General features: G+C 39.2%; 7 protein-coding genes. All 7 read left to right on the top strand.

Going from position 1 to position 14,068, the window contains the following annotated elements; genetic code table 11:
- The first annotated feature begins 11 nt into the window (after window positions 1-11).
- Complete coding sequence (locus tag AB3G73_RS19185; RefSeq protein ID WP_148364131.1) at window positions 12-1,892, top strand: RagB/SusD family nutrient uptake outer membrane protein; 1,881 nt, start codon at window positions 12-14, stop codon at window positions 1,890-1,892.
- Window positions 1,893-1,910: 18 nt separating this feature from the next.
- Window positions 1,911-4,982: a SusC/RagA family TonB-linked outer membrane protein gene (locus AB3G73_RS19180; RefSeq protein ID WP_367745377.1), complete on the top strand. Its 3,072-nt coding sequence runs from the start codon at window positions 1,911-1,913 to the stop codon at window positions 4,980-4,982.
- A 19-nt stretch (window positions 4,983-5,001) separates the two neighbouring features.
- A complete protein-coding gene (locus AB3G73_RS19175; RefSeq protein ID WP_320980475.1) occupies window positions 5,002-6,798 on the top strand; it encodes a RagB/SusD family nutrient uptake outer membrane protein in 1,797 nt (598 codons plus the stop codon).
- Window positions 6,799-6,812: 14 nt separating this feature from the next.
- On the top strand, window positions 6,813-7,751 hold the full coding sequence (locus tag AB3G73_RS19170) for a DUF1735 domain-containing protein (protein ID WP_217722688.1): 939 nt from the start codon (window positions 6,813-6,815) through the stop codon (window positions 7,749-7,751).
- A gap of 75 nt (window positions 7,752-7,826) precedes the next feature.
- A complete protein-coding gene (locus tag AB3G73_RS19165) occupies window positions 7,827-9,392 on the top strand; it encodes a sulfatase (protein ID WP_148364135.1) in 1,566 nt (521 codons plus the stop codon).
- 92 nt (window positions 9,393-9,484) lie between these two features.
- Complete coding sequence (locus AB3G73_RS19160) at window positions 9,485-12,292, top strand: TonB-dependent receptor (protein WP_148364136.1); 2,808 nt, start codon at window positions 9,485-9,487, stop codon at window positions 12,290-12,292.
- Between the two features lie 4 nt (window positions 12,293-12,296).
- A complete protein-coding gene (locus AB3G73_RS19155; RefSeq protein WP_259021977.1) occupies window positions 12,297-14,051 on the top strand; it encodes a RagB/SusD family nutrient uptake outer membrane protein in 1,755 nt (584 codons plus the stop codon).
- Window positions 14,052-14,068 lie beyond the last annotated feature (17 nt).

Below are 14,068 nucleotides of genomic sequence, written 5' to 3'. Positions count from 1 at the left end.
AAGAAATAAAGATGAGAAAAGTATTATTATATATCTGTTCAGTTTTCATTCTTGGCGGGATGACAAGCTGTGAAGACTTCTTAGACAAAAGGGAAGATGTAGGATTGACAGAAGATGATATCTTCAGAGACTACTATTCTTTACGAGGTTTCTTAGATCAATCTTTCAACCAATTGGAAAATGTTATGGTAATGGATAATTGGGAAAATGGACGCGCATTTGTCGGTCTCTTTGCAGACGAGATGGCAACCACGGATAATTCATCTGCCGTTTTTACCTTACATTCCGGAAACTGGTTAAGTAATGCCAAATCAAGTACAACTTTTGAGATTGGCAACGGTGGAAGTACAGCCATATCTCGTTCTTATAAAGCGCTACGTATCAATAATCGCATAATTAATGATATCGATAAGGCTCCTTTGACACCTGAACAAAAAAACGAGATTCTGGGACAAGCTTATTTCTATCGTTCGTGGTTCTACTTTCAGATAATTAAAAGATATGGGGGGATGCCTATTATTGACAAGGTCTTTGAAGGTGGAGATGATGATATTTCCCGTATAACCTACCATGAATCACATGACTGGATGATGGAAGATATACAAAAAGCAATCTACATGCTACCAGACAGTTGGGATGATCCAAACTATGGAAGACCCACAAAAATTGCAGCAATGGCACTTAAAGAATGGGCACAGTTATTTGATGCAAGTCCATTGATGCAAAATGATTTAAATTCTACAGAAAACAAAGGCTATGACACGGAACGCGCAAAATCAGCAGCAAAATCAGCTTATGAAGTAATACGTTATATGGATGGAAGCAAGTCTGCCCCTTATCCTTATGGTTTGGCTAGTAAAGAAGAATATACGAATGTTTTCTATTTTAAATATCCACCAGTACATCAACCGGAGTACATTTGGGTCAAGCGACAATTTCCTAATGCTGCTAATCAAAACCAAAAACGTACTATCCGCACATTCTGGCAATATGAGGATCTTGCATTCGGTTCGGGACCAGATGGAAATTCCATGTGCTGCCCAAGTTTGAATATCGTCAACATGTTTGACAAAAAGGGAGCAGACGGTATTTATTACCCGATTGATGACCCACGAAGCGGCTATGCGCTTGATTATGATCATAAACCATTTGAGGATCGTGATCCCCGTTTCTATAACAATATCCTTTTACCAGGAACAACTTGGGGACATTACGCCGATGGACGTACCTATTACATTACAACCTACAAAGGAGGAGCAGCCTATCAGCACATGCTAACTCAAAAAGACTGTAACAAACGAATGTTTACAGGATTTATGTGTAAGAAGTTCATGTGGCCGGAATGTAACCAATATCTTGAAAAGAACAATCCGAATTGTTGGTGGGACTATCGCTTCCTCACCATATATATCCGTGCTTCGCAAATTTATTTAGATTATGCAGAAGCACTATTCGAGGGTTGTGGAAGTGCTACGGCAACTATTGAGGGATGTCCCATATCAGCAGCAGAAGCTATTAATATTCTCCGCAGACGAATTGGCTTAACAGATCTGCCATCAGATATTGTAGCCGATCCTGATAAATTCCGTGCAGCTTATCGCCGTGAGCGTGCTGTAGAATTAATGTTTGAAAATCATCGTTGGTGGGATATCCGCCGTTGGATGATCTTAGAAGAAACATTCAAGGATACTTATCCTATTAAGGGAGCATTATTCACACCACGAGAATCCAATCATGGAAGTATCACGGACAAGTCTACATTGACTTATGATTATGAACAAATCGATATAACTCCAGAAGTGCGTTCTTTTACAAAGAAGAATTACTGGTATCCTTTGCCTCAACATGATGTAGACGCATTGAATAATTTGCAACAAAACCCATATTGGTAATTAAAATGGCTTAATCAAATGAAAAGATATAATAAATTCATATTTATTCTGTTTGTCACTGCTATATTATCCGGCATAGCCACTTCGCTAGAAGCACAGGATAAACCCAAAAAGAAAAAAACAGCCCTTATTGAAGTGAAAGGGCTGGTGACAGACAACAGTGGTAAACCGCTAAGCGGAGTAACAGTATTGAGCGGTGAAGGTTCTATTATTAACTATACAGATGCAAATGGAAAATTTGCATTCAAAACAAAAGCTGATGGAACCTTATTAATTGAAGCGTTCGGTTATAAAGATGTTGTAATAAACCTCGCAAAAGAACAACCCACTGTTATTAAATTACAAAATGAAGATCTATATGCTTCAGAAAGAAACATACACGAACGTGCAGACGGTGGAAAAACGTATCAGCGGGATCTGGTAGGTACAGTATCCAAGTTATCTATGGAGAATGTATTAAAATACCCTGATTTACAATTATCCAATGCCTTACAAGGACAAGCTGCCGGACTAATTGCTATTTCCGGTGACGGCGGCTTGGGCTATAACGCATCAACATTATATGTCCGCGGACAACACAATAATGGAACAAATACAGCCTTAGTCATTATTGATGGAATAGAACGCCCAATAGATGATATTTTACCGGAAGAAATAGAATCCATCGAAGTTTTAAAAGATGCCACAGCCAAAATCCTGTATGGAGCAGCTGCCACAAACGGAGTAGTCTTAGTACGTACAAAAAGAGGAGAGGCACATAAACGAATTGTACGTGTCGGGGTAGAATATGGCGTACAACCCACTACACGTGTACCTAGCTATCTGGATTCCTACAATTATTCAAAACTGTTTAACGAAGCTCGTATAAACGATGGTATGAATCCCTACTACACTGACACACAATTAGAAGGATATAGAAATAGTAGCGGAATCAATGACGTATTGTATCCAAATGTTGATTATTACAATGAGTTCTTATTGAACCAAAATATCTACCGAAAAGGTACAATTGAGTTTAATGGAGGTAATGAAGGTGTGAAATACGCGTTAGTTGGTGGATATACCGGCGGTTCCGGATTAGAAAAAGTTGGAGAACGTTCGGCCTTACACCGCATGAATGCACGTGGTAATCTGGATATTAAAATCACAGATTTTCTTACTGTAACAGCAGATGTTGCAGCTCGTGTGGAACTGAAAAACTGGGGTGCCAAAGATGGCGCAGGTATATTCAGCACATTATCTTCTAATCGTCCCAATGAGTACCCTTTCATCATTCCTAATGAAACATTATCGGGACAGTTTACCCCCAATGAAGACGGGACGCCATTCTTCGGAGCCAGCACACGGATAGTAGACAATTTATATGCAGATATGGTTTATGGAGGTGACACTTCCGAAAGGTATGTAAATAGCCAGACAAACCTTGGAGCAAATTTTGACTTCAATAAATACGTTAAGGGATTGACATTTAATGCTTATGTAACTTTTGACAATTATAGTTATTTACGTCAAGAATTAAGGAATACTTATCCAACCTATGCTATTGACACTTATAGTGATTTAGACGGTGAAACTATCACCCGATATACACAGATGAAAAAGCTGGATTTGCCCAAAACGCAAAAGATAGCCTCCAATAATACCTACCGCTATTTTGGTATGCGTGCAGATATAGGATATGAACGTACATTAGGAGTGCATGACTTTTCAGCAATTGGAGCATTCCGCTATACAAAGAATGAGATGACAGGAATGACACAAGATTTTAAAGATGCCAATATCTCTCTGCGTCTAAACTATAGTTATGACAAACGCTATCTAGCCGAGCTTACTCTGGCTGGTATGGGGTCTAACAAATTTGATAAAAACGATCGTTTTTTCTTTTCTCCGGCTATAGGAGCTTCATGGATAATTTCTAACGAAAGTTTCATGAAAGAAGTAAAGGCAGTTAACTTCCTGAAGCTAAAAGCAAGTTACGGTGTGTTAGGCTATACAGGTAATACAGGATTCTTCTTGTATCAAACTGGTTGGAATAATAATGGCAACTATAATTTCTTTCAGGATCAAACAGATCATAAAGTTAGTTTAGCTCGTTGGGGAAATCCTGATTTAACATGGGAATACTCTCAAGAGTTTAATATTGGTATCGAAGGGTTATTCTTTAATAATCGTTTAAGCACAGAACTTAATTATTTCCATGAATGTAGAAAAGACATCATTGGAGTGAATAATGCCCAATATGCCGCTACAGCAGGGAATTATACAATATATGAAAATATCGGTCAGGTGACTAATCAAGGTATAGATATTGCAATCAACTGGAAAGGAAATATCGGGCGAGACTTTTTATACACAGTCGGAGCCAATATGACTTATTCGAAAAATAAATTAGATAAATGGAATGAAATAGAAGGAGTGGAAAGCTATCGTAAAGCCATTGGGCGACCTACTAGTACTATTTTTGGCTTACAAGCACTAGGATTATTTGGAAAAGACATTCCATTAGAAGGTCACTCATTGCAATCATACGGTATATATCAAAATGGCGATATTGCATACGCTGACTTAAACAACAATGGGATTGTAGATGATAATGACCGTATGAGTCTAGGACAAAGTTTTCCTGTAACTACTTGGGGAATCAATGTAGACCTCAAATACAAAGGGTTTGGACTTTATATGTTAGGAACTCTTCATACAGGTATTACTCAATTATGTACAAACGCTTATTATTGGAATAATGGTCTGAATGGATACTCTGAATTAGCATTAAATCGCTACCATGAGGTTAATAATCCTTCAGGTACAATGCCCCGATTAACAACAACGACAGAAAGCAATAACTTTCGTGATTCCAGTTTTTGGACAGAGAATGGATCATTTTTCCGTTTGAAAAATGTAGAACTTAGTTATACATTTGAAAATAAAGCTGGTAGATTCTTTGCAAATAAATGTAAACTATTCGTTCGTGGTACAAATCTGCTTACTTTCTCTAAAATAAAGGATCTGGATCCGGAAAGATTAAATGCCGGAATCACAAATTATCCAGCCTATATGACTCTAACCGGCGGTTTATCCGTCTCTTTCTAAACTTAAAAAATATGAAAATATGAAAATAAGCAAATTAATACTGTTAACTTGTGTTTGGGGAAGTATTGTTTCTTGTGAAGATCTGCTTGACCCTAAATTGACGAATGAATGGTCCAGTGAGACCGTATGGACTAATCCCGATATGGCACAAGCCGTTTTGACTCAAGTATATGCTGATTTAATGGTTGTTCCGGATCATTATGATGATAATTTCTTAGATGCTGCAACAGACAATGCACTAACCCGAAATTATGGTTCGAGTGTATACCGAGCTAGTATGGGAGCATTCAGCCGATCAACAAATCCACTTGGAAATTGGGACAATATGTATGATAAGATACAAAGCATCAATCTATTCATAGAAAAAGGAGTTACAGATGATGTGATATACAATCGTGTAAGTAAAGAAACTGACCAGGCAATAAAGACTCGTTTACTTGGTGAAGCCTATTTTTTAAGAGCATGGTGTAGCTTCAAATTGTTACAAACTTATGGAGGACGAACAGACGAAGGAGAAGCATTGGGATATACGATCACCAACCATTTCATTAGCGATAAGGAATCTGCAAAGCCAAGTCTGTTTAAACGTGACTCGTATAAAGATTGCGTCAGCCAGATTGTTTCCGATTGTGAAGAAGCTGCCAGACGTTTACCTGTAACTTACACAGGAGATGATGTAGTTGTCGGAAAATCTAAAATTGGTAGAGCTTGCGGATTAGCGGCAAATGCTCTTAAAGCAAGAACTTTGCTCTATGCAGCAAGTCCGGCTTATCAGAACATAGATGTGATTCAAATAAATGGCATGGGTAATTTTACTGTATTGAATGAAGCTACTTATCAAGCAGGTTGGGAGCGTGCTGCTCTTTTTGCCAATGAAGTGCTCAAAAACGCAGGGATAAACTATACCTTTACAGCGATGGCTGCTAAAGACTTGGCTGATGCTGGCAGTGATACCCCGGCCGATTTTATTTTCCGCACCTACATGGGACTTGTACATGGTATGGAGAGTCGACACTATCCTCCTTTTTATTTGGGAAATGCACAAACAATTCCCTCCCATAATTTAGCTGCCGCCTTTCCCGCCAAAAATGGCTATCCAATAACAGATTCACGTTCATTATATGACGAGCAAGATCCGTATCTGATAGCTAGAGATAACCGATTCAATATGAATCTATATTATCAAGGAAAAAAGTTTGGAGCTTATAACTCAAACATTGATGTATCTGAAGGTGGAAAAGATTCAGAGAGTTTTCACATTTATGCCAGTCGTTCGGGATATTATTTATCCAAATTCTTGTCTACTACACAAAAAAATATGCTGGATCCGATTCAAACATTGAATTCTCGGCACTTTAACCCATTATTACGTAAAACAGAAGTTTGGCTGAATTATGCAGAAGCCGCCAATGAAGCATGGGGACCTGAAGGTAAAGGTGACGACTGCAAATATAGCGCTTATGATGTCTTAAAAATCATACGTGAAAAATCAGGTGGTATCACAGATGCTACCTATTTGTCAGAAGTAGCTTCTGAAGGTAAAGACGCATTCCGGAAATTAATCCAAAATGAACGTCGTATAGAATTTGCTTTCGAAGATCACCGTTTTTGGGATTTACGCCGCTGTTTACTTCCCCTAGATACCACTATTGAAGGAATACAAGTGACAAGAACGGATAATGGTCTTTCTTATGAAATAAAAGAAATAGAACAACGTCCGTTGGATGCACTTCGCTATTACTATTTGCCGTTACCTAACGACGAATTATTAAAGAATCCAAACCTCAAAAATAATATGGGGTGGAATAATAACTAATATTATATACGATTATGAAAATTGCAAAAATAATATTGCTCGCTTTGACGACTTGTTTAGTGTCTTGCTATGAAGATTATACCCATGATTATGAAACAACAAATGTTGGTTTTGCTTTACAAAACCCATTGCGTACAGTTATATCAGACCGTGATATGCCTATATATGTGGGAGTATCATTAGGAGGTAAACGGGAAGTTGACATGAATGATTGGGCTAAATTTACCTTGGATGCTTCTTTATTAGAGGGTACTCCTCTTACACTTCTCCCCGAAGAATATTATACATTGGAAGATCCGGAGATATTTAAAGTGCGGAAATCTAATTTACCTGTAGCAGATGTTGAAATCAAGTTTACAGATGCTTTTTATACAGATCCATTAAGTCTGACTACACATTATGCCCTCCCTTTCAGAGTTATAGAAAGTTCCATGAACTCTATTCGCGAAGGAGCGGATTATTCTATTGTAGCAATAAAGTATGTCAGTTCCTTTTCCGGCGTTTACTATCTTCAAGGTGAAGTAAGTGAAGTGGATGATAATGGAAATATTATAGAAAGTACCACTGTGGTGTATAAAGAAAAAGACTTGATAAATAATAATACTCTGGAACTAAGCACTCTCGCCCAAAATAAATTATTAAGACCCGGAGTAGCGAACTTAACGAAAAGCAATGCCAATCGTTTCCAATTGACAATCGACAACAACGGCGAATCAGGTCCGGACTACAATGTTCAAATAGAAGGTATAGAAGGAGGAGTCACAATCGTTGAAGGAAATGGCAGCTACATTGCCCAAAGTCCGACTTACACCTTCAATAGTGGAGACAAACCTTGTCCGGAAATCAACTTGAATTACACCTATGAATTAGCAGGCAAACGTTATAAAGTGAAAGAACAATTAGTGTTACGTCGCGATCCTGTGAACGATTTACGAGTAGAATCATGGAAGTAATTTAAAACTTGAGACATGAGGAACTATATCGGTTTTTCATGTCTCAAAAAGATAACAGTAAAAGCAAAAAAGTATATGAAAAAAGAATTAGCTGTATCAGTTGTCTCCAGCATACTCTGTATAACCACAGGAGTTGCCCAAACTAACAAACCCAATGTTGTTATTATCATGACTGACCAGCAACGGGCAGATTTATGTGGTCGTGAAGGCTTCCCAATGGCTGTAACTCCTTTTACCGATTCTCTTGCATTGAGTAATGTGTGGTTTGACAAGGCATATACGGTGGCTCCTGCCAGTATGCCTGCGCGTTGTTCCATGTTTACAGGACGTTTTCCTACTGCCACTCATGTCCGTACCAATCACAACACTCCCGACATGTATTACAAGAAAGATATGCTTGAAGTATTTAAGGAACAAGGGTATAAGACTGCACTAGTAGGTAAGAATCATGCACATGTGAAAGGAAAAGATTTCGATTATTGTGAGGAATATTTCCATTGGGGAAAAAATCAGCGAGATACACAAGAAGATAAGGATTTTGCATTCTTCCTAAATAACAAAGCTCGTGGACAATATTTGGAAGCTACTCCTTTCCCGTCAGAAGCGCAGAACCCGGTAAAAATTGTCACTAAAGCTTTAGCCTGGGCGGAAGCGCAAAAAGACTCAGCCTTTTTTATGTGGGTTTCAATGCCTGAACCGCATAACCCTTATCAGATATCGGAACCTTATTTTTCGATGTTTTCTCCGGAAAAGATACCTGCAACTTTGACAAGCCGGAAAGACCTGTCTAAAAAAGGAGACAAATATGCTATCTTGGCAGAATTGGAAGATACTGCTTGTCCAAACCTTGCGACAGATCTTCCTCGTTTGCGTGGTAATTATTTGGGGATGCTCCGCCTAATTGACGATCAGACTAAACGTCTGATTGAAGGATTTCAAGCTGCCGGGCTTTATGAAAATACCATTTTTGTAATCTTGTCGGACCATGGAGATTATTGCGGGGAATACGGTTTGATTCGTAAAGGTGCCGGAGTTCCTGAATGTCTGACTCGTATCCCGATGATTTGGGCGGGATGTGGTATTCATCCTCAAAGTGCCCCTATGGATGCACATGTCTCTATTGCCGATGTCTTTCCTACCATTTGCACGGCTATTGGTGCGGATATACCACTCGGAGTGCAGGGACGTAGCCTTTGGCCTATGTTGACTGGCAAGTCATACCCAAAGAGAGAATTTTCGAGCATAATAGTTCAACAGGGTTTTGGCGGTGAAGATTTCACTCGGGATGAACCTCTAACATTTGTTAAAGAAGGTGCCTTGCAACCCAATAAAATAGCACACTTTGACGAACTGAATACTTGGACTCAGAGCGGAACAGAACGAATGGTTCGCAAAGACGACTGGAAATTAGTGCTTGATAACTATGGTCGTGGCGAATTGTATAATTTGAAAACTGACCCTTCCGAGATTAATAATCTTTATAATAAAAAGAAATATACTTCCAAACAAATGGAATTACTGGAAGAGTTGATGACTTGGGAGTTACGTATGCAAGACCCGTTGCCAGTACCACGGAATCGTTATCATTTCAAAAGAAATCCTTTTAATTACCATTTCACAAAAGAAAAGGAAACCCTCTGATCCTGTCTATAAATATATTGATGAAAATATTAATGGACAAAGTTCAGAATAATCAATAAAACTACTATGGTGTTAACTCAAAATTTATACGTATGAAGTTCTTAAGAGAAATTTTGTTAGTTGGACTATTACCCGGTTTTCTTATAAGCCAGGCACAAAATGTCCAAAACAAAGAAGATTTACCTTTAGATTTAGGTTATCGTGTACTTCCTATGGGAGATTATAACGGTTCAGCCTACACTATCTCGGGTAAACAGTTACGCAATCTACCTGTTACAAATCTCTCGGCAGTATTGGCAGGATTGGTACCAGGTTATTTTGCCCGGCAGGTCCAAGGTGGTGGATTGGTGAATGAACAGAATTCATTCTGGATAAGAGGACAGAGAAGTAATTCATCCGATGTGCTAGTACTGGTTGATGGACAAGAACGGGATTTTGCTGTTTTGTCATCACACGAAGTAGAATCAATTACCGTATTGAAAGATGCTGCAGCAACAGCTTTATATGGAATGCGTGCAGGCAGTGGAGCTATTCTGGTTACAACCCGTAAAGGAATAAAAGGGAAACCACAGGTTGAATTAACAGCTCAAATAATAGCTCAACAGCCACTTAAAGAGTTAGAGTCATTAAATGCAGCCGATTACGCAAGACAGCATAACATAGCCCGTCACAATGACAATATGGATCCACTGTATTCCAACTATGACATTATGAATTATGCAAACAATGACCCTAATTCCATATTGTATCCCAATGTAGATTGGGCTGATAAATACTTGAAAGATACCCGATGGAGCCAGCGCTATAATCTTAATATCCAAGGAGGGACTGAAAAAAGTACATATTTCGTGAATGCAATGTACACTCGTAACAATGGCTACTTCAATACGGATGATTCACATGATTATAGTACCAATCACTCTGCCGAACGGTTTAATATCCGTTCCAATATTGATTTTGCTGTAACTCGCACCACCCAACTGGACGTAAATTTGTATGGCTGGTATCAAAGCCAGAACGGGCCTGGCAGTGGAGCCGAAAACATTTATAAAAACCTGGTCACATTACCGCAAGGAATCTTCCCTGAATGGTACAGTGATCAAGGGTATACAGATCAATACGGCAATATTATCAATACAGAAGATGGAAAAATTGTAGCAGGAAATGCATTCCGTGAAAATCCATGGGCAATGCTAAACCGCTCCGGTTACTTCCAGGACAAACAATTGTATGGTTCTTTCCGTACGAAACTCTCACAGGATCTTTCCTTCATAACAGAGGGATTAAAAGCTTCTATTGCTTTATCTATGGATTCACGCACAGTTTCTTCTATCAGACGTACAATAACTTTCGCATATTACGAAAAGGACGCCACGAATGAGAACGTTCTCCGCCGGACCCGCGAGGATGACTCGATGATAAACAAGGTAGATAATACCAGTTCTTTCCGCCGGACCGGTATCGTGGCTCAATTAGATTATAACCGTACCTTTGGAAAACATGGAGTTTCGGCTTTAGCTTTCTATGAACAATATGAAAGCAATGATGAAATGGTATTACCAACCCGCTTCCAAAGCGTAAACGGTTGGTTCGGCTATAATTATGATAAAAGATATGGCATCGATGTTATCGGAGCTTATCAGGGTTCTCACAAATTTGGTCCGGGACACAAATTCGGTTTCTTCCCTACAGTATCTGCCGGATGGACTGTTTCTAACGAGTCCTTTTGGAAAGATGTCCAAAAATTAGTGCCCTACCTGAAACTAAAAGCATCTTATGGACAAGTCGGCAACTCATCGGGTGTAGATGCCTTTTATTACAGGGGACGTATGTGGCCGCAAAACGATGTCTACATCACAGGGGTAAACATGGGAACAAAACTTGGAGGATATATTCAGGATATACTTCCAAATCCCGGACTGACTTGGGAAAAAGCAAGAATTCTGAACATCGGAATAGATACCAGACTATTTTCAGACCACCTATCTGTTACAGCTGAATTTTTCAAGGACAACCGTCATGATATGTACGTAGTTAATAATAAAATCAGCTCTCTTGTCGGTAATGTAAAAGAATTTAAGCAGAATATAGGCAAGATCAATAGCCATGGAGTAGACTTATCTGCCATGTGGAATTCAAATATCGCAGATTGGAGCTATTTCATAGGAGGTACATTCTCTTATTCCACGAATGAGCTGATTGCAAATGGCGAAGTAGATCAGCCATACGAATGGTTGAAGAATCAGGGACGTCCTTTGGGAGAAAACCGAGGATACATCGCAAAAGGCTTTTTTAACTCTTGGGAAGAAATAGCAGCCTCTCCTGTACAAACATTCTCTGATGTCCAACCAGGCGATGTACGTTATGAAGATATAAACAAAGACGGACAGATCGATGTAAACGATATGATACCTATCGGATATGGAGATATTCCCAGAATGATGTATGGCATTAATCTAGGAGTCGGCTACAAAGGATTTTCGATCACCGCATTGTTTCAGGGAGCAGCAAAAGTCTCTCATCAATATTCGGACATCGTAATGAATCCTTTTACAGACAACGGAACCATATTTGAGCATCAACTTGATTATTGGACACCCGAACACCAGAATGCAGCATTCCCACGTTTAACAACACTGGACAATGCCAATCTTAACAACAGGCAGATAAGTACATTAAATGTGAAAGATGCTGATTTCTTAAGATTGAAAACGTTGGAAGTTTCTTATGACTTTCCTGTAAAAATGATACAGAAAATCCATCTTAAGGGATTGAGACTTTTCCTTAGCGGAACGAATCTGATTACCTGGACAAAATATAAATGGGTTGATCCTGAAGCGCCTTCACTGGCGGCTCCTTTGACGAGAAACATGAGTATAGGTTGTTCCTTAAAATTCTGATAGCATGAAAAAATCGATAATTTATTTAGCAATAAGCGCAACACTTACACTTTCCGGTTGTGATTATCTGGATGACATGCCCTATGACTGGGCACAACCTGATGATATTTTTACGAATGAGCAGAACTATCTGAAACCTATCAATCAGGTTTATGCATATATTCCCGAAGGCTTCAACCACGTAGGAAATGCCTTTTTAGATGCAGCCACTAATGATGGAATAAGCACAATCATAGATTCGGATATCCATAAGTTGTCTCGTGGATATATCACTTCTTCAAATCCGATTGAAGAATGCTGGAATAATTCATACAAGGGAATCCAACAAGCTGTTTTTGCTCGCAAGTATTTGCGTGAAGCCGACTTGGTGTTACAAAATAAGACAGAAGAAGATATCCAGGCATTTAAGGACACTTATTGTGCGGAAACTGAATGTTTACAGGCCTTATTTGAGTTTAACCTGTTAAGACACTACGGAGGTTTTCCTATTGTCGATCGTATTTATGAAGTCGACGATCCTGAACTGCAAACAAAAGCAAGAGACTCTTTCAAGGACTGTGTCAATCACATCGTACAGTTGTGTGAGAGTGCTGCCGCTGTGTTGAAAGTTGACCCGGAAGGTGGGAATGGTTCTTATGGCCGTATGACTAAAGGAATGGCACTTGCCATTAAAGCCAAGACGTTACTCTACGCTGCAAGCCCACTCTATAACAGAACAGATAATAATGACCCAGTACTAGGGTATACTGACGGCTCGGATGTGACAGAACGCTGGCAACTTGCCGCCAAAGCTTGTGCAGATGTAATTAACCTGAATGCAGATGGAACTATAAACCCAAATGGAAATAAGAAATATAGCCTGATAGCTCTTACTGCTGCTAAAACGTATGATAAGATCTTTATCCATGCTAACCCTAATCAGGAATACATATTGTTCTACACAGCTGCCAAAGACAATGCTCTGGAAAACAGGCATTATCCCCCTACTATTTCCAAAGATCAGGGAGGAGGTACAGTACCTTCACAGCAATTAATCGATGCATTTACTATGAAAGATGGAAGTAATTATACCCATTCTTCTGATGGCGAGAACATGTATAATAACAGAGACCCACGTCTGGCAGCAATTATTGGATATGACGGTTCGGTTTATGGAAAGAATACCATCTATACGCGAATTAGTGATAATATAACCATAGACGGACTCAACCAAGTGAAAAACCGTTCGACCAATACGGGGTATTATTTGGCTAAGTTCCTGGACAAAACCCTGAACTTCGGACAGGCTAATGTAGGTACTGTTTTCCACTTATTCCCGATGATTCGCTTATCTGATATCCTACTTTCCTACGCAGAAGCCATGCATCACGCTTACGGCATGAATGCGGACCCTGAAGGCTATGGTTTGACAGCAATAGAAGCCGTACAGAAAATACGTTCCAGAGCCGGATTCGGAACAGATGATAAATTTCTTAATGGGGTGACAGATGATAACTTCATGGAAAAGGTGAAGCAAGAACGTCGTATCGAACTCTGTTTTGAAGAACATCGTTACTTTGATTTGCGACGTTGGATGGATGGCAATCAACTAAGAGAACCTATTGTCGGAATGAAAGTAGAAGAAAATGTTTCCGGACTTCATTATACTCGCTTTACAGTAGATGAAGCACGCAATTTTAAGGATTACATGTATTATCATCCCATTCCTCTGAAAGTAATCAAGGAAAGCCCTTCCATTCAACAAAATCCGGGTTGGTAATGGGGATCAAAACTATT

Source organism: Bacteroides sp. L008 (assembly GCF_040812255.1).
Lineage (GTDB): Bacteria > Bacteroidota > Bacteroidia > Bacteroidales > Bacteroidaceae > Bacteroides > Bacteroides vicugnae.
The sequence above is the reverse complement of the archived record's forward strand: the minus strand, read 5'-3'. Positions and strand labels throughout refer to the sequence as shown.

Coding starts and splice junctions, on each gene's coding strand:
- AB3G73_RS19180 (WP_367745377.1), top strand. CDS start 1,911: ATGAAAAGATATAATAAATTCATATTTATTCTGTTTGTCACTGCTATA.
- AB3G73_RS19160 (WP_148364136.1), top strand. CDS start 9,485: ATGAAGTTCTTAAGAGAAATTTTGTTAGTTGGACTATTACCCGGTTTT.
- AB3G73_RS19165 (WP_148364135.1), top strand. CDS start 7,827: ATGAAAAAAGAATTAGCTGTATCAGTTGTCTCCAGCATACTCTGTATA.
- AB3G73_RS19170 (WP_217722688.1), top strand. CDS start 6,813: ATGAAAATTGCAAAAATAATATTGCTCGCTTTGACGACTTGTTTAGTG.
- AB3G73_RS19175 (WP_320980475.1), top strand. CDS start 5,002: ATGAAAATAAGCAAATTAATACTGTTAACTTGTGTTTGGGGAAGTATT.
- AB3G73_RS19155 (WP_259021977.1), top strand. CDS start 12,297: ATGAAAAAATCGATAATTTATTTAGCAATAAGCGCAACACTTACACTT.
- AB3G73_RS19185 (WP_148364131.1), top strand. CDS start 12: ATGAGAAAAGTATTATTATATATCTGTTCAGTTTTCATTCTTGGCGGG.